This is a genomic window from Vibrio nigripulchritudo ATCC 27043, assembly GCF_000222685.1.
In the GTDB taxonomy this organism is placed as follows: domain Bacteria; phylum Pseudomonadota; class Gammaproteobacteria; order Enterobacterales; family Vibrionaceae; genus Vibrio; species Vibrio nigripulchritudo.
The window spans coordinates 1-20,111 of the sequence record NZ_AFWJ01000101.1 but is presented as its reverse complement, the minus strand read 5'-3'; the positions used below and the strand labels follow the sequence as shown (position 1 = coordinate 20,111).

17 protein-coding genes and 1 tRNA gene are annotated in these 20,111 nt (G+C 46.7%); 9 read left to right on the top strand and 9 right to left on the bottom strand.

Features of this window, described 5'->3' with window-relative positions:
- Positions 1-9: 9 nt before the first annotated feature.
- Positions 10-1,665: a bifunctional UDP-sugar hydrolase/5'-nucleotidase UshA gene (gene ushA / locus RH89_RS09920; protein ID WP_004401519.1), complete on the bottom strand. Its 1,656-nt coding sequence runs from the start codon at positions 1,663-1,665 to the stop codon at positions 10-12.
- A 350-nt stretch (positions 1,666-2,015) separates the two neighbouring features.
- On the opposite strand from ushA, the gene RH89_RS09915 reads away from it, so the two are divergent.
- Positions 2,016-3,911, top strand: a complete 1,896-nt coding sequence (locus RH89_RS09915) for a methyl-accepting chemotaxis protein (protein ID WP_038145485.1) — start codon at positions 2,016-2,018, stop codon at positions 3,909-3,911.
- Positions 3,912-3,971: 60 nt separating this feature from the next.
- On the opposite strand, the gene RH89_RS09910 is transcribed toward RH89_RS09915, so the two are convergent.
- Positions 3,972-6,992, bottom strand: a complete 3,021-nt coding sequence (locus RH89_RS09910; protein ID WP_004401517.1) for an efflux RND transporter permease subunit — start codon at positions 6,990-6,992, stop codon at positions 3,972-3,974.
- Positions 6,993-7,775: an efflux RND transporter periplasmic adaptor subunit gene (locus RH89_RS09905; RefSeq protein ID WP_004401516.1), complete on the bottom strand. Its 783-nt coding sequence runs from the start codon at positions 7,773-7,775 to the stop codon at positions 6,993-6,995. It abuts the gene before it with no gap.
- Positions 7,776-7,906: 131 nt separating this feature from the next.
- Here RH89_RS09905 and RH89_RS09900 point away from each other — a divergent pair, with 131 nt between their 5' ends.
- Both RH89_RS09900 and RH89_RS09895 read left to right on the top strand, forming a co-directional pair.
- Positions 7,907-8,587: a response regulator transcription factor gene (locus RH89_RS09900; protein WP_004401515.1), complete on the top strand. Its 681-nt coding sequence runs from the start codon at positions 7,907-7,909 to the stop codon at positions 8,585-8,587.
- The gene (locus RH89_RS09895; protein WP_004401514.1) at positions 8,587-9,825 is read left to right on the top strand and encodes a sensor histidine kinase; all 1,239 of its coding nucleotides are present in this window, start codon (positions 8,587-8,589) and stop codon (positions 9,823-9,825) included. The genes RH89_RS09900 and RH89_RS09895 overlap by 1 nt, the downstream gene beginning before the upstream one ends.
- Before the next feature lie 73 nt (positions 9,826-9,898).
- Here RH89_RS09895 and kdsA read toward each other — a convergent pair whose 3' ends face one another.
- From kdsA to hemA, 6 genes are read right to left on the bottom strand one after another with little or no spacing between them, the layout of a single operon-like run.
- Positions 9,899-10,750: a 3-deoxy-8-phosphooctulonate synthase gene (kdsA, locus tag RH89_RS09890; protein WP_004401513.1), complete on the bottom strand. Its 852-nt coding sequence runs from the start codon at positions 10,748-10,750 to the stop codon at positions 9,899-9,901.
- 13 nt (positions 10,751-10,763) lie between these two features.
- Positions 10,764-11,573 (bottom strand): SirB1 family protein, encoded by an 810-nt coding sequence (locus tag RH89_RS09885; protein ID WP_004401512.1) that lies wholly within the window; start codon positions 11,571-11,573, stop codon positions 10,764-10,766.
- Between the two features lie 3 nt (positions 11,574-11,576).
- The gene (locus RH89_RS09880) at positions 11,577-11,960 is read right to left on the bottom strand and encodes a SirB2 family protein (RefSeq protein ID WP_004401511.1); all 384 of its coding nucleotides are present in this window, start codon (positions 11,958-11,960) and stop codon (positions 11,577-11,579) included.
- A gap of 39 nt (positions 11,961-11,999) precedes the next feature.
- Positions 12,000-12,848 carry a peptide chain release factor N(5)-glutamine methyltransferase gene (prmC, locus tag RH89_RS09875; RefSeq protein ID WP_004401510.1) on the bottom strand — a complete coding sequence of 283 codons (849 nt, stop codon included), beginning with the start codon at positions 12,846-12,848 and terminating at the stop codon, positions 12,000-12,002.
- Between the two features lie 9 nt (positions 12,849-12,857).
- A complete protein-coding gene (gene prfA / locus RH89_RS09870) occupies positions 12,858-13,946 on the bottom strand; it encodes a peptide chain release factor 1 (RefSeq protein WP_004401509.1) in 1,089 nt (362 codons plus the stop codon).
- Between the two features lie 18 nt (positions 13,947-13,964).
- Complete coding sequence (hemA, locus tag RH89_RS09865) at positions 13,965-15,221, bottom strand: glutamyl-tRNA reductase (protein ID WP_004401508.1); 1,257 nt, start codon at positions 15,219-15,221, stop codon at positions 13,965-13,967.
- A 140-nt stretch (positions 15,222-15,361) separates the two neighbouring features.
- On the opposite strand from hemA, the gene lolB reads away from it, so the two are divergent.
- From lolB to RH89_RS09835, 6 genes are all read left to right on the top strand, one after another.
- Complete coding sequence (gene lolB / locus RH89_RS09860; protein ID WP_004401507.1) at positions 15,362-16,009, top strand: lipoprotein insertase outer membrane protein LolB; 648 nt, start codon at positions 15,362-15,364, stop codon at positions 16,007-16,009.
- Positions 16,006-16,878, top strand: a complete 873-nt coding sequence (gene ispE, locus RH89_RS09855; protein WP_004401506.1) for a 4-(cytidine 5'-diphospho)-2-C-methyl-D-erythritol kinase — start codon at positions 16,006-16,008, stop codon at positions 16,876-16,878. Before lolB ends, ispE begins: the two co-directional genes overlap by 4 nt.
- 28 nt (positions 16,879-16,906) lie before the next feature.
- On the top strand, positions 16,907-17,851 hold the full coding sequence (locus RH89_RS09850; protein WP_004401505.1) for a ribose-phosphate pyrophosphokinase: 945 nt from the start codon (positions 16,907-16,909) through the stop codon (positions 17,849-17,851).
- 161 nt (positions 17,852-18,012) lie between these two features.
- Positions 18,013-18,603 carry an aminoacyl-tRNA hydrolase gene (gene pth, locus RH89_RS09845; RefSeq protein WP_004401504.1) on the top strand — a complete coding sequence of 197 codons (591 nt, stop codon included), beginning with the start codon at positions 18,013-18,015 and terminating at the stop codon, positions 18,601-18,603.
- Between the two features lie 10 nt (positions 18,604-18,613).
- Complete coding sequence (ychF, locus tag RH89_RS09840) at positions 18,614-19,705, top strand: redox-regulated ATPase YchF (protein ID WP_004401503.1); 1,092 nt, start codon at positions 18,614-18,616, stop codon at positions 19,703-19,705.
- Between the two features lie 294 nt (positions 19,706-19,999).
- Positions 20,000-20,076: transfer RNA gene (locus RH89_RS09835), tRNA-Met, on the top strand.
- Positions 20,077-20,111: the final 35 nt, after the last annotated feature.

Genomic DNA, 20,111 nt, shown 5'->3' with positions numbered 1-20,111 from the left:
GCAGGTCAATTACTTGTATACCATTTCACCTTTCGGCTGGTATGCGTTCACGTCGATTGGGCTGTTGTTTTCCAAGTAGTCTTTCAGAACTTCTGCATCAACAAAACCGGTGTTCACGTGACCTGGGTGACCCGACAATTTAGGGTAACCATCACCACCAGCCGCGTTGTAGCTCGGTACTGTGAAGCGGTAAGTTTTCGCTTTATCGAGCGGCTGACCACCGATCTTAACGTTGCTTACTTTGCCATTTTCTACAGTCATAGAAATACCAGCAAACTGAGCGTACGCACCTGAATCAACTGGCTTAGTCGCCACAACGTTTAGATAATCCAGAACCTCTGCACCACTCATGTCGGTGTAAGTCAGAATGTTTGCGAATGGTTGAACCGTCAGTACATCTTTGTATGTAACCGCACCTTCTTCAATCGAGTCACGAACACCACCGGAGTTCATCACAGCGAAGTCAGCTTTAGCACGCTGCATGTGCGCCGTTGCAATCAGGCGACCAAGATTCGTTTGCTGGAAACGTACGACGTTACGGTCACCTTCCAGTTTGCCGTTGGTTTGGGCGATCTTAACATTCAGCTCTGCCTGACCTTTTTCTTGGTAAGGTTGCAGGAATGCCAATACTTCTGGATCTTGTGGGATTTCTTTCTCGATCAGCACGCGTTTCTTCTTACCATCAACCTTCACTTTCTTTTTCAGGTTAACTGGAATCAGATCGTAGCTGACCATTTCTAGCTCGCCGTTACGGAATTCAAAGTCTGCACGACCAACGTATTTACCCCACTCGTGAGCTTGCACGATCCAGGTGCCGTTTTGCTGGTCTGGCTTACACTCGTCAGAAGGTTTGAACTTCTTCTTCGCAACGTTTGGACCTTCCATGCAAACAGGCTCCTGAGAGTGACCGCCTACGATCATATCCAGGGAGCCTTCATCGAGGTAGCGTGCCAAAGCAACGTCGCCCGGCGCATTGATACCACGGTTGCCATTTTCGTAGTGCCCCATGTGCGTAACTGCAAAAATAAGATCAGGTTTTTCAGACTTTTCCAGTTCGGCAATCAGCTTTTTCGCTTCCACTTTAGGATCGCGGAAATCCAAACCACTGATGTATTCAGGGTTACCGATTTTCGCAGTGTCTTCTGTTGTAAGACCGATAACCGCAATTTTGATGCCCTGCTTTTCAAACATATGGTATGCCTGATACTTACGCTTGCCTGTTTCTTTGTCGTAGATGTTGGCAGAAAGCATCGGGAATCCGCCCCATTTAATTTGCTTTTCAAGCACTTCTAATGGGTTATCGAATTCGTGGTTACCCAGAGCCATTGCATCGTAACCCAGCATTTTCATGCCTTTAAAATCAGGTTCTGCGTCTTGTAGGTCAGATTCAGGAACACCAGTGTTGATGTCACCACCAGAAAGCAGCAGTACGCTTCCTCCTTCTGCACGAATCTCAGAGCGAAGCTCATCGATCAACGTCTTACGAGCAGCCATACCATACTCACCGTATTTGTTCTGCCAGAAACGACCGTGGTGGTCATTGGTGTGCAAAACCGTAAGCTTGTAAGTTGTGTCCTCTTCCCATGTTGATGCAGTTGCACAAACAGAAAAAGTCGCAAGTAATGCTGCGCCAATTGCAGCCTTCAAACTTAGGCGTTCCTTCATTGTTATAACCTTTTTAAATTAGTAGGAGTCCAGCGGCATCGAAATTGATGCGAAATCAAGCGAACTTGTCGCTTAAATCATAAAAACTTGAAGGAGTTTAAAGTAACCAAAGAAAACAAACATCTGTATTTCATATTTATGATGGATAGATCACCCAAATCAGGTTCTATATGTGTAACAAAACGCCACGCTTACACAGCATTACTTTTCTGATCACAAGCAAACGTTTACCTGTGAGATAATTAAATAGCGTGTAATTTTCGTCCTTTTATCTTGTATTCGTCGAGTAACTAGGATACTTTTCGCACAACATACCATAAAGTAAATCTTATGTTCAAAACTAGGCAGTTATGATTACTTCAGCTAGAAACTTATCTCTTAAAGTCAAGATCACACTTTCCGTACTCGTTTGTATTTCGATAATCACTTCAATACTGACTTGGCGGGCTTCATCTATCCTTTTTGAGCAAACGCGTCACGGTGTTTACAACCGCGCAATAAGCTTATCGAATACCGCTGTAGAGTCTCTGGAATACTGGCTGGTGTCTCACATGGATGTGGTGGATGCCACCGCAACCGTCACTTCTCTGGAACAAGCAATCGTTGCGATGCCTCAAGCGAAAATAGCAGGCAAATTTGACGAAGTGTTCTTTGCACAGATGAATGGCGATGTATACCTAGCAGGTTCTTCTACTCCTTACCCAGACTTCGATGGTCGAAGCCGAGACTGGTTTAAACAGGCGTCCAGCCAAAGAAAAACCATCGTATCCAAGCCTTATGTGGGTGCTCAGCAAGGTCACACGATGCTGACCATCTCTACTCCGGTGTACGCCAACGGGCAGATGATTGGTGTTCTGGGGGCAGATCTGAAGCTTGAGTCCATTCAAAAGAACATCAATAGCTATCAGGTTGGTGACAATGCATTTGCAATGATGCTGAATGAAGAAGGCACCATCTTGTCACACCCTACCAAGTCACTTCTGATGACCCCTTTCAGTCGCTATGTTCCGACATTGTCGAACAGCGATATCGCGGCAGCTTCAAACAATCAGCGTATTGAAATCTCTGTCCGCAATGGTGCTGAAAAGCTGCTTTACTTTGCATCGGTTCCTAACAGTGACTGGATTTTCGCACTAGAGATGGATCGCGCAACTGAAGAAGCCAACCACGACGCGCTGCTGCAACAGCTTATCTTGACTGGTGTTGCCGTTGCACTGGCTGTGCTGTTTATTATCTGGTGGATGGTTTCTTTCCAGTTGAAAGGGCTTACCCAAGTCAGCAAAGCTCTGGAAGAGATCTCGGAAGGTGATGGCGACCTGACTCAGCGCATTGCCATTCAGTCGAATGACGAAGTGGGACAACTGGCATCGAACTTCAACAAGTTCACTGAAAAAATGCACCAGTTGGTGTCTAACATTCATAACTACTCGACACAGTTATCCAGTCAGGCGGATATGACCTCTCGTCATGCAGATGACAACGCGCAGCGTATTGATCACCAGCAACAGGAGATCAATATGGTGGCGACAGCCGTTACAGAGATGTCGAGCGCGACTCAAGAAATCGCAAACAATGCAGAAAATACCGCGCGCGAGGGTGCGGCGACGGTTGAGATTTCTAATCAGGGTGAACGTGAGGTCCTGAATAGCCAAGAATCGATTCTGTCTCTGGCTTCCGACATCAGTGATGCAACAAACGTAATTGAGGAACTTGAGCAGCACGCGCAGGAAATAAGCAGCATCCTGTCGACCATTCAGGAAATCGCAGAGCAAACTAACCTGCTGGCACTGAACGCGGCGATTGAAGCGGCACGTGCAGGCGAGCAAGGTCGAGGCTTTGCAGTAGTTGCCGATGAAGTTCGCGTATTAAGTCAGAGAACACACGATGCGACTGGCGAAATTAACCGCAATATCGAAACCTTGCAAAGCACCACGCAACGTGCGGTGTCATCCATGCAAACCAGTCAGGGGAATGCAGAAAAAGCAGTGAATGATGCCCGTATCGCTTCAGAAAGTTTGCAGCGCATTACCCAATCTGCCAACTTGATTAACGACATGGCAAGCCAGATTGCGGCAGCGGCAGAAGAACAGTCGCTCGTAACCGCAGAAATTACTCGCAACACCAATGAGGTGAAAGACGTTTCGCAAGCGTTGGCAAATCAGGCACAGGATGCAAGCGCTCAGGCTTCTGAGCTGAACAGCATTTCTGGCGAGCTCTACCAAGAAGTGTCACGCTTTAAGCTTTAACGGCTTTAAACCTTTCGATAAAACGGGCTAATCAGCCCGTTTTTCTTTTCAGTCGAAACTTCATTGTCTGGAGTCGCTCGACTGAGAACGACCAAAGCAAAGCAGGTAGAGACAAGGCACCACGAACAGTACAACGGGTAAGGAGAACAACAATCCATATCCAAGAGTCAGGGACATGGGTCCCATGTACACGTCAGTTCCCCCCAGACCGTACACCAGAGGAATCAAGCCTACTACCGTTGTAATGGATGTGAGAAGTATTGGTCTTAGCCGGCTGCTTGCAGCTTCAATCACTGCGTCATAGCTTGCGTAGCCCTGCTCTCTTAACACGTTGATTTGATTGATGAGCACCAAGGTGTTGTTGACCACTACCCCCATCATCCCCAGCGCTCCGATAAGTGCGAACAGAGAGATATCCTGAAGATGAACCAACAGCGCCATTAACGATGCCACCAGCGCAAATGGAATGACTGACATCACCAGTAGTGGCTGCAACATAGAATTAAACATGATCACCAGAACAAAATAGATCCCAAGTAAAGCCGCAGGGAAGGCAATCAAGATACCGCCGAATGTCTCATTGGTAGATTCAGCTTCGCCACCAATATCCAGAATCACAGAGTCACCAACTTTGTCGGCTAAATCTCGGGCAATATTCGACGAAATTTCGTCTGGTGTCAGGTTCTCATCGATAATCTGCGCGGTAACCATGATTTGCCTGTCGCCATTGTAATGCAGTATTTCTCTTGGAGAATCATACTGCTCAACAGTTGCAAGGCGACTCAATGGCACTTGCTCACAATTTGCGGTGTAAATCTTAGTGGTGCTGAGTTTTTGCAGATTTCGATACTCCTTCGTCAGAATGACTCTGAGATTCACCTCTTCATCCGCCAGCCAAGTTGACGTGACCTGTTCTCCATCGAAAGCAATACGTAACGTGCTCGCCAGATCCTGAACAGTCAGGTTATAACGGGCTAGCCACTCATGCTGAGGAATAATTTTTAGCTGTGTGTCTTTCAAACTTTCGCTATTCGTCACCGTATCCAGCCCTTGGTGCTCCTGCATCCAGGACTGAACCAGTGAAACCGCGTGCTCACGTTCAACCTGCTCATTTCCTATCACTCGTATCTCGACAGGTTCTCCCGGTGGCGGTCCTCCAGCATCCACACTGAATTTCACAAACTCCAGCTTTTTGTCCGAGTTCAACTCATCCAAAAGTGCATCGCTGATTTGATCTGCTGTTCGGCTTCTCTGGTCAAAGTCCGTCAGGTTAATCTGACCGCGGCTAACCGGCGAACCGTAGGTCATTTGATAGCTACTGAGTTCCGACTCCGGAAGGTTTTGAATCGCTTTTTCGAGCGATTCATGCTGCTGACGAAGCTGGTCATTTGGCGTTCCTGGCACAACTTCGGTATACACTTCAATGTACTTAGCCGCCTGAGCAGGAAAGAAATCCAGCTTCATGAAAGTCACCAGAAAACTTCCTATGCCAAGTACAACAACAGACAAACCCAGTACTTTCTTCTTGTGGTTTAGACTGCCGCTAAGTAGCTTTTGGTATTGATCCGTTAAGGTGTTAAATTTGTCTGGTTTGCTTTTTTTCAGCCCCTCTTTTTCGAGTGAAGAAGCCAAATGAGCAGGCAAAGTAAAAGTACATTCTGCCAGTGAGAAAAGCAGAGCGGTTATCACTGTTATAGGAATCACCACCACGGCTTTGCCTAACGTACCGGGAATAAAGAACATGGGAATGAACACCAGCGCAGTGGTGGTCAGGCTGGCAATAATGGGTTTAATGACCTTCTGCGTGCCAGCAATTGCCGCTTCCAAGCCGCTCTTCCCTCGTTGGTATTCGCGATACACGCTTTCAGCCACAATCACGGAGTCGTCTACGATAATACCAATCACTAATAGCATGGCGGCGAGCGTTATACTGTCTAGGTTCATCCCATAAGCGGGCAGCAAAATAACTACCCCAAGCACGCTAAACGGAATAGACACCGATACCCAAAACGCCACCTGACGCTTTAAAATCAGGCTGAGCACCAACAGCACCAGAAGCAATCCGACGCCACCATTGACAGACACAATGGAAAATTTGGATGACATGTCGTCCGCCAAATTCAGGGCAACAGGAAAGCGAAACTCTCCGTTGGTCTGTTGTGACTGTCTATCCAGAAATGCCAATACGCCCGTAATAGTAGCTTTAATGTCGGCATGAGCACTTTTCGATAGCGTAAACAGCACCCCCTGTTCACCGTTGATAACACTGACCTGAGTACTGCGCTCAAAATCGTCTTTGACCGATCCAACGTCTTTTACTCTGATAATCTCTCCGCTGGGAAGTGACGCTATTATGGTGTTTTCAAGCTCCTTAACCGACTGGATTTGAGTGAGCGTCACAATTCGCTGATCGCTGTTCCAGGATTCGACAACACCACCAGACTGCGACAGGTTTCGACTCTTCACCGCACTGATGATTTGATCCAGCGATAAGCGGTATCGGTTGGCTTTAACCGGATCGACTTCAATCCAGAATTCCCGTTCGCGGAACCCATTCATGTTGACAGAGCCAATACCCGGTAAGGTACGAAGTTGCTTTTCCAAGTCCCGAACGTAGGGCTGGAGTTCTGAATAGCTTTTGTCTGTCACAACACCAAAGCGAAGAACTTCAAAGGAAGAGGTGCTGACTTGTTCCACCAATGGGGGCGCTGAAATGTCCTTTGGCAGCCCGCTAGTTCGGTCAACCGCTTGCTGAATATCGCTCACCACTTTTGTCAGGCTGCTGCTTTCATCCAGTTCCAGCGTTATCTCCGACATGCCTTCAACCGAAGAGGAAGTAAACTTTCTCAACCCCTGAACACTTCTGAGTTCTTTTTCTATCCGATTGGTAATATTGAGCTCGACATCCTGAGCAGACGCGCCGGGGTACTGAGTGGTGATGGTTACCTCAGCAAATGCTACATCCGGTAGTTCCTGCAGTTTTACAATACTGGCAGAGCCAACTCCCACCAGCAGAACCATCATGGTGATCACTCTTGCCACCATAGGGCGAGAAGCAAAATAATGAATGAAACCTTTCATCTACTCCCCCTTTGCACTTGGGCTTTGAGTGGATGCGTACACCGTCATACCGGGTCTGTAGACATGATCGATGTTGTCAATGCTGACAAAAACCGGATAAGACTTGGATTGGTCATCAGGTTGAATGCCGATGCGCTCAATGCGAGCTGTCACTTTTTCATCTCTGCTCCCTTCCAACCAAAGCTCGACTGGCATGCCAATACGCAGCTCATCCAGATCATACTGACTGGCAAAGAAACGAATGCGAACGGTATCGATGTTCGCCAATTGAAATAACGGTGTTCCGCGCTCAACCCAGACTCCACTCTCGACATGTCGCTGAGTGATGATGCCGTCTATCGTCGAAACGACCACCGTGTCTTCTAAACTGTTTTTGGCTTCAGTAAGTTGAATGCGGGCGAGCTCCACCGTTGCGCTCGCAGAATCCATATTCGCCTTTGCCACATCCAGCTCATTCTGGGACAGACTCTTCTTTTTCTTTAAAGTCTGATAACGCTGATAAACGGATTGCTTGATGGTCATATCCGCTTTGGCTAACGCCAAGTTAGCTGCTTGTTTCTTTACAGCTAACTCATAATCGAATGCCTGTATCGTCGTCAATTTATTCCCAGACTGGACGCTTTCACCTACCTGACCGTCCACCTTTTCCAGCACACCGCTGACCTGCGACACTAAATGGACGGGGTCAATAAGCTGAACCTGCCCCAACAATTCCAATGCACTGATTTGAATCGATACACCACTCAACGCAGTGGCAACGAATAGGGATTTGCCAATTTTCATAACTTGCCTCTCCTAATTGATGAGGAAAGTCTGCAGGCAGCTATGTCGAAGTTTTGTGAAAGTCAGATTTCGACATAAATTCGACACGAAGTTGCTACACTGTGCATAGATGAAAAAAAGAGCGACAGAAGATGCTGAAAGATAAGAAGATATTGATCGTTGAAGACAACATTGAACTCCAAGGCATTCTGGCAGATTTTCTTGAAGTTAAAGGGGCAGATGTCGATTTTGCATCCGACGGCGAACAAGGAATTCAGCTCGCCACTGAATGCCGTTTCGACGCAGTAATCCTCGATGTCATGATGCCTAAAAAAGACGGTATTCAGGTCATTAAGGAATTGCGTAACGCAGGCAATGACCTTCCCGTTTTAATGTTAACGGCACTCAACAGCAAAGAAGATCTGCTCAATGGTTATCAAAATGGGGTCGACGATTTCATCACCAAACCTTTTGATTTTGATGAACTCGAAGTACGCTTGGCGGCATTAATAAAACGCTATCGCGGTGAAGTTGCCAGTAATCAGCTTTCGTTCGGTGAAATCACTATCGATCAGTCTACTCATCAGGTTTACCGTTCTGGCACTCTGCTTTCTCTTACCCCAGTCATGTACCAAATTTTGGTTAAACTGGTGAAAGCAGCCCCGGAGATTGTCACTCGCGAAAGTCTGATTCATGAAATATGGAAAGAGGATATTCCAGACAATGACGTGCTCAGAAGCCATCTTTATCTTCTGAGGAATGTGGTCGACAAACCCTTTGAACGCCCGCTTCTGACAACCGTTCCCAAAGTTGGGCTAAGATTGGAAAAGTGATGCAAGCTCTTTCCATCAGTGACATAAAACGCAAGCTTATACGCTCATACAGCTTCATTGCTTTTGGTTTGACCGCGCTGATTTACCTCTCTTTAGCGGCGTATCTGATTTTAAGTGAAGACAGACACACCGCCGTTCACTTAGAGTCGTTTAAAGAACTGGCGATAGAGAGATATCAGGACCAACCCAAAAAATTTGAGAAAGTCAGCCCGTTTATCAACGCCTATTTCAGTGAGACAGCTCTTCCCAAAGAGATCCGCTCCCTCATGCCCTTCCCGGTAGATGAAATATCCTCCAATCGAAACATTTTTAATGAGGGCTATTTTATTTTTCATACCCGATTCCTTGGTCCCGACGGAAAAGAGGTTCCGCTGTTTATGACCATTGCGGTCAACGCCAAAGACTTTGGCGATGAGTCCTGGGATTTCATCTTTATCATTTCTATGGTGTTTACTGGCATTCTGGTGTTGGTTCTCCAACTCTCATTGAAGAAGATGTTTAGGGTGATTATGCGCCCAATATCCGAATTGAGTAACCAACTCAGTGTCGAAGGAAAACAGCGATTTACCCTGTCAAACGACTCAATTCTGGAATTGGAACAACTTACCGAGAAGCTGAATCAGTTTTCAGAAATGAAGGAGCGAGTAGCCAAGCAGGAGCTGATGTTTGCCAAATACGCCAGCCATGAGCTGAAAACCCCTATCGCCATCATCCTTGGAGCCGCTAACCTGCAAGGGATGAAAGAGGATCATGATTTTCGAGAGAAACAGCGTGGTCGCATTATAAAATCTGCAAAAGAGATGCAAGCCACTGTTGAAGTGTTGCTGAGTATTGTTAAGCAAGAAAATGCCGGGGATACAGGCAAGGAATATGGTGTTTCAGAAGCGAGTTTTGCTTTGGAAGACTACCAAAACGCCAATCCGAATCTTGATATCCAAATCCACGCGCCAAAAGGCACATCGACTAATCTGCCCCCTTCTGTGTTGTCAATGATTCTTAAAAATCTTGTGGATAATGCGGTCCGGCATACCGAATCTGGTGAAATCAACGTAGCGATTAATCACAGTGAAATCTCAGTTCAGGATACCGGAACCGGATTAATGGGAAATACGACGACAGAACATGGGCTCGGGCTTCTTATCGTAAGACGGCTTTGCGAAAGCTACGGTTGGGCGTTTTCAATTCAAAATCACCCTAATGGCGGCTGCATTGCCAGAATGAATAAACATTGTGAATAGAAAACAGGCATAAAAAAACGGGCTAAAAAGCCCGTTTTCAATAATTAACCACAGCTCTGAATTAGAGACAGTGTTAATCGATTTGAATGTGCTTGAAACCTTTGATCAGGTCATCCAACGCTTTCATTTGCGCCAAGAAAGGTTCCAGCTTGTCTAGTGGCAATGCTGATGGACCATCACACAATGCTTTTTCTGGGTTCGGATGCGCCTCAATAAACAAACCTGCAATGCCTGTCGCTAAGCCCGCTTTTGCCAACTCAACGGTTTGCTCACGACGACCACCAGAAGCCGCACCAGAAGGATCTCGCATTTGCAATGCATGAGTCACGTCGAAGATGATTGGGCTGCCTTTCGACGCCTTTTTCATAACACCAAAGCCCAGCATGTCCACGACTAGGTTGTCGTAACCATGGCAAGAACCACGCTCACATAAAATGATCTGATCGTTACCGCTTTCTTCAAACTTGTCGACGATGTTGCCTACCTGCCCCGGACTCATGAATTGAGGTTTCTTCACGTTGATCACGGCACCCGTTTTCGCCATAGCGTGAACCAGGTCTGTCTGACGAGCTAAGAAAGCCGGAAGCTGAATCACGTCCACCACTTCTGATACAGGTTGCGCCTGCTCTTCAGTATGAATGTCTGTGATGATTTTCACGCCAAAAGTGTCTTTCAGTTCCTGGAAAATCTTCATGCCTTCTTCCATACCCGGACCACGGTACGAATTGATGGAAGAACGGTTGGCTTTATCAAAAGACGCTTTAAATACGTAAGGAATGCCCAGTTTCTGAGTCACTTCCACGTAATGTTCACAGATTTGCATCGCTAGATCGCGAGATTCAAGGACATTCATGCCCGCAAAAAGTGTAAACGGTTTATCGTTAGCGACCTCAAGATCGCCAATTCTGACGGTTTTATGTTCCATTTGAATGTCTCGTCTAGTGAATCGTAATTCGGGTTTCGCTCATGCTGTTAACCTGAGCCTTGAGCAGTTCAGCACCAGGGTCATCTGGACACTGATCGATGAAAAACTGGTAGTCAGTCACAGCGACCTGATGACAATCTAGCTGCTGGTAGATAAACCCGCGATCTCGAATTTCATAAGGGTCATCTGGTACGAAAGTCAAAGCCAGGTCGGTACAATTAAGCGCTAACGTGTAACGCTCTTCACGCAACATAGCCGACTTGATCAGGGCTAGCCAGCGACCAATAACGGTTGGGTGATCAGCTGTCGCAAGGTGTTCAGGTGTAATTTTGGCAAGCGGTCCATCATGACCAATCAACCACGCGCTAAGCGTTTGTTCACTGACATACTCACCATTGAACGGATTGATGTATTTTGCCGTTTCGCCATGCCAGCTCACTTTCACTAAGAATTGGGTCGGAAAGGTTACCCCATCAATCGGAAACCCAAGCTTCTGCCCAAAAAACAAAAGCAATGCTCCCAAGCTGACTGGAATGCCCTTTCGGCGTTCTAACACTTTATCGATGAACGCATTTTCACTCGCAAAATACGCTTCGCTATCGCCTTCAAACTGCCACTGGCAATAAAAAAGACGCAAAAACGCATCGAACTTCGCTTGCTCATTGACTTCATGGCTAAGCTCCAGTTCGGCTTCTTTCAACAGGCGATCCAATTCCAGATTCGCCCATTGCACATTAGTTTCCGGGTCTACGGCAACGTTTAGCGCCAATGCCCCTTCAACCAACGTCATATTGTCTAAGTCTTCGTCGAACAGATTAAACATGATTTAACCTAAAAATAACGGCACTTTTGTCACAGCAAGTTTCCCTGCCATAGCCAACCAGCCTAGCGCGCCAAAAAAAGCAAACGCTCTCAGCAGTTGGTTCTTACCTAATTTTAATGCAAAAAAACCAAGGGCGATGTACGCCAACACACAAGTTATTTTTTCTGTGAGCCACAATCCCGCAGGGGTGAATGGCACAAACCCTGTGATAGCAACCAATCCGATGCCAGAAAGCAACAGCAAGGTGTCGTTAACATGCGGTGAAATCTTCAGAAACTTGTTTTCCAGCACTGGCGACTTCGCCACCATCAGCGCATACCGAATCACGAATAGCAAAGCACTGATCGCGATGGTAAGCATATGAAAATGTTTTAGCGCTACGTACATAATGGTTTTCTATATGTTTGGTGAGCGGATCATTCCGCATTAAGATTGATAACGACCAAGTGTGACCCGATCATTACCTGCATAATCTTTTTCAGTGGCAACGTCTGAATACCCCAGTGATTCCAGCACATCCCGCACAGCTTTCCCTTGCTCATAACCATGCTCCATAAGGAGCCAGCCATCTTGCTCAAGATAGCTTTGGGCATGTGTTGCGATATAGCTGAGATCCGCCATTCCCTTCTCGTCTGCAACCAACGCACTCAGCGGTTCAAACCGAACATCGCCTTGCTTAAGGTGTGGATCGCAAGCGTCAATATAGGGAGGGTTACTCACTATACAAGCAAATTTCGTTCCTTCGGAGACAGGCGAAAACCAACTTCCCTGAAGAAATGAGGCATTTCCGAGATTTAACTGCTGAGCATTTTCCGTTGCCAATGTTTTTGCTTCTTCACGAATGTCGACACCGACAATGTTATGGCTGGGCAGCTCGCTCGCTATCGCCAAAGCAATGGCCCCCGTTCCGGTACCAAGATCCAATACAGAACCTGATGTGGACGGTATCTTTTCTAACGCCAGCTCTACCAGCCTCTCGGTGTCTGGACGAGGGATCAGCGTTGAAGGAGACACTTTAAGCGGCAATGACCAAAATTCTCGCTCACCGACAATGTATGCTACGGGTTCTCCGTTCTGACGTCTTTCCAATAGCGATACAAAGTCTTTGTCCTGTTCAGGGGTGAGTAACTTTTCTGGCCAGGTTAAAAGGTAGCTTCGAGGCTTATCCAAAGCATGGCAAAGCAGAACAGCCGCGTCCAAAGACGGCGATTCGCTGCCGCTTTCTATCAGCTTTTCCGTTGCCGCCTTTAATGTGTCTTCAATACTTAATGGCATAAAAAAGATTTAGTTTTGCTCAGCCAATGCTGCTAACTGATCCGCCTGATGTTCCTGAATTACAGGATCAACCAGAGACTGCATATCCCCTTCCATCACTTCGTTTAAACGGTAGATAGTCAGGTTGATTCGGTGATCAGATACACGACCCTGAGGGTAGTTGTAAGTACGAATTCGGTCACTACGGTCACCAGAACCTAGAAGGTTACGACGCGTTGTGGATTCTTCTTCAGCACGTTTGGCTTCTTCCGCCTGAATGATACGTGCAGCCAGTACCGACATCGCTTTTGCTTTGTTCTTGTGCTGAGAACGCTCATCCTGACACTCTACCACTGTACCCGTTGGCAAGTGCGTAATACGGATTGCTGAATCGGTGGTGTTAACGTGCTGACCACCCGCACCAGATGCGCGGAAGGTATCGATTTTCAGATCAGCCGCTTTGATTTCAGGAATCTCCGCTTCTGGGATTTCTGCCATGATGGCAACTGTACACGCAGACGTATGAACACGACCTTGAGACTCGGTTTCTGGTACACGTTGAACACGGTGACCACCAGATTCAAATTTCAATACACCGTATGCGCCATCACCAACCACTTTGGCAATCATCTCTTTGTAACCGCCGTGTTCTGACTCGTTAGAGTTCACGACTTCTACACGCCAGCCGCGCTTTTCCGCGTATTTGCTGTACATGCGGAATAAGTCGCCAGCAAAGATACCCGCTTCATCACCACCCGCACCGGCGCGGATTTCAAGGAAGCAGTTACGGTCATCGTTTGGATCTTTTGGAAGAAGCAGAATCTGAAGTTCATCCGCCAGACGCTCAATTGATGCTTTCGCTTCTTTGATTTCTTCCTGCGCCATTTCGCGCATTTCTGCATCGTCTTCTTTCGCCATCTCTTCTGCGGCTTCAAGATCGTCTTGCGCTTGCTGGTACGACTGGAAGCACTTAGTCACTTCTTCCAGTTGAGAATACTCTTTAGAAAGGGCACGGAATTTGTCCTGATCACCAATGATTTCAGGATCGCCAAGCAAATGCTGGACTTCTTCGTAACGCTCTACCAGCGTTTGAAGCTTGGTCAAAATTGAAGATTTCATAATATTCTTTAAATAATGTTAGGAGTCATCGAGACCGAGACTCTCTCTTATCACTGTTAGTTTCGCTGGCTCACCTTGTTCAGCGGCACTTTGCAGAGCACGAGTGGGAGCGTGAATTAACTTGTTTGTCAGTTTGTTGCTCAATTCAACAAGAATTTTTTCTGGGTCACCACCAGATGCGAGCGATTGCAGGCTTCTTGTTAACAGCTCCTCTCGGATGGAGTTGGCTGAATCACGGTAATCACGAATACTGTCTACTGCTTGCAATGAACGCAGCCATGTCATGAATGACGCGCTCTCTTCTGCGACTATCGCTTCCGCCTGAATGGCTTCGACTTTGCGCTGCTCTATGTTCTTATCAACAATAGATTGAAGATCATCCACTGTATATAAATAGGCATCGTCCAATTCAGAAACTTGAGCTTCTACATCTCTGGGCACCGCGATATCTACAATCAGCATAGGCTGATGCCTGCGGGCTTTTAAAGCCGTTTCTACCATTCCTTTCCCTATGATCGGCAGGGGGCTTGCTGTGGAGCTGATAACAATATCGGCTTTCGGCAAATGATCCGGTATTTCCGGCAGACTGATCACTGATGCACCGAAATCATCCGCTAACGTCTGAGCACGTTCTCGCGTCCGGTTGGCCACTATCATGTTGCGACAGCCATGCCCGTCCAGGTGTTTTGCAACCAGTTCAATGGTCTCGCCCGCACCTACAAGCAAGGCAGTCGTATCTTCAATCGATTCGAAGATATGCTTGGCTAACGTACATGCGGCATAAGCAACGGAAACGGCATTTCCACCGATTTCCGTTTCGGTACGCACTCGCTTAGCAACAGAAAAAGCTTTTTGGAACAGCTTCTCCATCGTTGCATCGACGGCTTTACCATCTCTGGCATCCGAAAACGCCTGCTTTACCTGCCCCAGAATCTGCGGTTCACCTAAAACAAGGGAATCCAAACCACAAGCCACCCTCATCAAGTGCTTGATGGCAGACTGTTCTTCGTGGATATAAAGGCTAGGCATCAGATCGGCAGATCCAACACCATGGAAGTCAGTTAACCAGTCGATTATCTGACCTTTCCCCGCGTTTTTAACATCGCAGTAAATTTCAGTGCGGTTACAGGTTGATAGGATCACGCCGCCGTTGATGCTCGCTCGGTTAGCAATCTCAGATAGTGCCTGAGTCAGTTTGTCGGGAGAAAAAGCGATCTTTTCTCGCAATTCGACTGAGGCCGTATTGTGATTGATACCAATGGCAAGCAAAGACATGTAGTGAGAGATCTCTGTCCGAAAATACTGTAAGAGTTGGAATTTTACTTTATGGAAGCACCTATTTAAAGGGGGGATTTAAACACTCTGTTAATAAAATGGTATAGTGAGCGCCGAATCAGTGTTACGTGGAGCAAAGTTTGACTAATTCATTCCATTCACCTACTGCTATGCGCCTTTTATCTTTTTTTAAGGCACGTGCCTTCCTGACCTTACTTTTTACCTTGTTTTTAAGCGCCTGTACCACATTACCCGAGGTATCAGACAAGCCGGTCGACTGGGTTAACCATCAGGAAAAACTGGAAACCCTGCAAAACTATGCACTCACAGGGAAAATGGCTTACATCGGAAAAGATAGACGTCAAAGCCTGAATTTCTATTGGAAAAAAAGTCCAGACTCCGAAGAACTCCGCCTGACAACCTTACTAGGGCAAACCGCTCTGCTCCTCACCGTTGACGAAACAGGTGCTACCGTTGTGAACCATGAAGGTGAAACATTTCGTCATGTCAGTAGCAATATTCTTGTGCACAGGCTTACAGGGCTGAGTATTCCTGTTGACCAGTTAAGTGAATGGGTTAAAGGTTCACCTTTTGGCGCAGATTACTATGAACTGAACGAGTCCAATACGCTTAGCATCCTCTCTAAGCAGATCAACGGACAACCGTGGGACATGACTTTCAACCGTTATACCGAAGAGAGCGGATATGTCCTGCCCTCTAGCCTGACCCTTAAACAAGACCAGACAAAAATAAAAATCGCCGTTTCGAAATGGATTGTTTCTCAATGATTTCTCGCAAAACTACTTGGCCTTCTCCCGCCAAACTGAACCTTTTCCTCTATATCACTGGTCAGCGCCCGAATGGATACCATGAGCTACAGACGCTATTTCAGTTTATCGATCATGGTGACGAACTGGTTATCCAGGCAAATCAGACAGGCGAAATCACGCTGACTCCAGAGATTGAAGGGGTTTCTCTTGAAGACAATCTCATCTGGAAAGCAGCGACTGCATTGCAAAAGAAAGCAGGATGCCAGCTTGGTGCACATATAGAACTGGATAAAGTATTGCCAATGGGTGGTGGTATTGGTGGCGGGTCTTCTAACGCTGCAACCACTCTGGTGGCTCTGAACTATCTGTGGCAAACCAATTTAAGCGATGATGAACTTGCCGATATCGGTTTAGCGTTGGGGGCTGATGTCCCGGTATTTGTTCGCGGTCATGCGGCATTTGCTGAAGGCGTCGGAGAAGAGTTGTATTCCGCTGAGCCAGAAGAAAAAGTGTATCTGGTTATCAGACCGAATGTGTCGATTGCCACAGCCGACATTTTCACTCACCCACAATTGACAAGAAACACACCAAAACGAGATCTGGCAACGCTTCTTGACACACCATACGAAAACGATTGCGAAAAAATCGTTCGAATACTCTATCCTGAGGTTGATAAGCAACTTTCATGGCTGCTACAATACGCGCCGTCAAGATTGACGGGCACCGGATCATGCATTTTTGGCGAATTTTCGAGCAAAAAAGAAGCAAATTCAGTGCTCTCTCAGCTACCAGATGATGTACATGCATTTGTGGCTGCAGGCGTAAATCTTTCGCCTCTAAAAGAAAGATTGGCCGGGTACCAATCGGCCGACTCACAATCTATCTAAAACTGGACGCAAACCTGAGGTTTCTACCGTGCCTGATATGAAGCTATTTGCTGGTAACGCTACACCTGAACTAGCCCAACGTATTGCTGATCGTCTATACATCTCACTAGGTGACGCAACTGTTTCACGTTTTTCAGATGGCGAAGTCGCTGTCCAAATTAACGAAAACGTTCGTGGTAGTGATGTATTCATCATCCAATCGACTTGTGCACCAACCAACGACAACCTAATGGAGTTGGTGGTAATGATTGATGCGATGCGCCGTGCTTCAGCGGGCCGTATTACAGCAGTTATCCCTTACTTCGGTTACGCTCGCCAAGACCGTCGTGTGCGTTCTGCTCGTGTGCCAATCACTGCTAAAGTTGTTGCTGACTTCCTTTCTAACGTTGGTGTTGACCGCGTTCTTACTATCGACCTTCACGCAGAACAGATTCAGGGCTTCTTCGATGTTCCTGTAGACAACATCTTCGGTACGCCAGTACTGCTAGAAGACATGCGTGCTCGTGGTCTGGAAGATCCGGTTGTCGTTTCTCCTGACCTTGGCGGTGTTGTACGTGCTCGTGCAACGGCAAAAGCTCTGGACGATACAGACATCGCTATCGTTGATAAGCGTCGTCCTCGCGCTAACGTTTCTGAAGTAATGAACCTAATTGGTGATGTGGAAGGTCGTGACTGCGTCATCGTTGACGACATGATCGACACTGGCGGTACATTGTGTAAAGCAGCTGAAGCTTTGAAACAACGTGGTGCTAAGCGAGTATTTGCTTACGCGACTCACGCTGTATTCTCTGGCAACGCTGCGGAAAACATTGCGAATTCAGTGCTGGACCAAGTGATCATCACTGACTCCATCGAATTGCCTCAAGAAATGGCTGCAACAGGCAAAGTAACTCAGCTTACTCTGTCTAGCATGCTGGCTGAAGCGATTCGTCGTATTAGCAATGAAGAGTCTATCTCTGCAATGTTCAACTAAGAACAGTCTTTTTAAAATGCCCCGCTCAAATGCGGGGCATTTTTTTATCTATCGATCGCCCTCAAACCTTTGCACATACAGGGAATCGACATCCTGTCGCCTAACAAGTTTGAAGTGTGCTATCATAGCGCGCTTTTTGATTATGCAGAGAGACCATTACCTTGAGTCAGACCATAAAACTTCTGGTTGGATTAGCGAATCCGGGTCCAGAATACGCAAGAACCCGACATAATGCAGGGGCTTGGGCAGTAGAAGAATTAGCGCGGGTACACAACGTAACCCTAAAAAATGAAGCAAAATTTTTCGGACTCACTGGTCGAATCATGGTTGATGGACAAGATCTCCGTTTACTGATCCCCACAACCTTTATGAACTTGTCTGGTAAAGCTGTTGCGGCACTTGCCAAGTTTTACCAAATTAAGCCCGAAGAGATCATGGTGGCACACGATGAACTCGACATGCCTCCCGGTGTGGCTAAATTCAAAAAAGGTGGCGGTCATGGCGGGCATAACGGTCTGAGAGACATCATCAGTAAACAAGGCAATAACAAAGATTTCTATCGCCTTCGGATTGGCATTGGCCATCCGGGGCACAAAGATAAAGTGGCGGGCTATGTATTAGGCAAAGCCCCATCCAAAGAGCAAGAATGCATAGATGCAGCGGTGGACGAATCGGTTCGCAGCTTAGATATCTTGCTCAAAGACGGACTCACTAAAGCACAAAATCGCTTACACACGTTCAAAGCTGAATAAGGTTACTATCATGGGTTTTAAATGTGGCATCGTTGGTTTGCCAAACGTTGGTAAATCGACTCTGTTTAACGCACTGACTAAAGCAGGCATCGAAGCAGCAAACTTCCCGTTCTGTACAATCGAGCCAAACACAGGCGTAGTACCTGTTCCTGATCTGCGCCTAGACGCGCTGGCAAAAATCGTTAACCCTCAGAAAATTCTTCCAACCACGATGGAATTTGTCGACATCGCAGGCTTGGTTGCAGGTGCATCCAAAGGTGAAGGTCTGGGTAACAAATTCCTGGCAAACATCCGTGAAACTGATGCGATTGGTCACGTAGTTCGTTGTTTTGAGAATGAAAACATCGTTCACGTTGCAGGTAAAGTATCCCCAATCGAAGACATCGAAGTGATCAACCTTGAACTGGCAATGGCTGACCTGGATTCTTGTGAGCGTGCTATTCAACGTAACGCGAAGAAAGCGAAAGGTGGCGACAAAGACGCGAAGTTCGAACTGACGGTTCTTGAAAAACTGCTGCCAGTTCTGACTGAAGGTGGTATGGCTCGTACTGTTGAATTAGCAAAAGAAGAGCTGGCTGCGATCGGTTACCTGAACTTCCTGACGCTAAAACCAACCATGTACATCGCAAACGTAAACGAAGACGGCTTTGAAAATAACCCATATCTTGATGCGGTTCGCGAATTTGCAGAAAAAGAAAACAACGTGGTTGTGCCTGTGTGTGCGGCTATCGAATCTGAACTTTCAGAGCTGGACGATGAAGATCGCGAAGAGTTCCTTGCCGACATGGGTATCGAAGAACCAGGTCTGAACCGAGTGATCCGTTCAGGTTACGAGCTTCTGACTCTACAAACTTACTTCACTGCTGGTGTTAAAGAAGTACGTGCATGGACCATTCCTGTTGGTGCAACCGCGCCTCAGGCAGCTGGTAAGATTCATACTGACTTCGAAAAAGGCTTCATTCGTGCGGAAGTGGTTGGATACGACGATTACATCCAGTACAACGGTGAAAGTGGTGCAAAAGAAGCAGGTAAATGGCGCTTAGAAGGTAAAGAATACATTGTAAAAGATGGTGACGTAGTTCACTTCCGCTTCAATGTTTAAGCGTTTACTTCAATAATCCAACGCAAAAGTGTTCAAAAAGCCAACAATCTTGTTGGCTTTTTTTAGTTAGCGATACCTATAATCCCGATTTCTTACCTTTATAAACCTCAGTCTGTGCTTAAATCACGGCACTTTTAGATCAGAAATACGTCTCTTTGCTTAAAAAAAGCCCGAACAATTCTAAAATTGCAATTTATTAAAAAAAACTGTTGACGGTTTTCGGTCATATCCGCATAATGCGCTCCGTTCTCGACGATAAGGCGACTTAGAAACGAGAGCAAAAATTTGGAAAATGGCTACGTAGCTCAGTTGGTTAGAGCACATCACTCATAATGATGGGGTCACAGGTTCGAATCCCGTCGTAGCCACCATTTCCTAAGCGCTTTTTACAGAGCTTTTAGGAAAT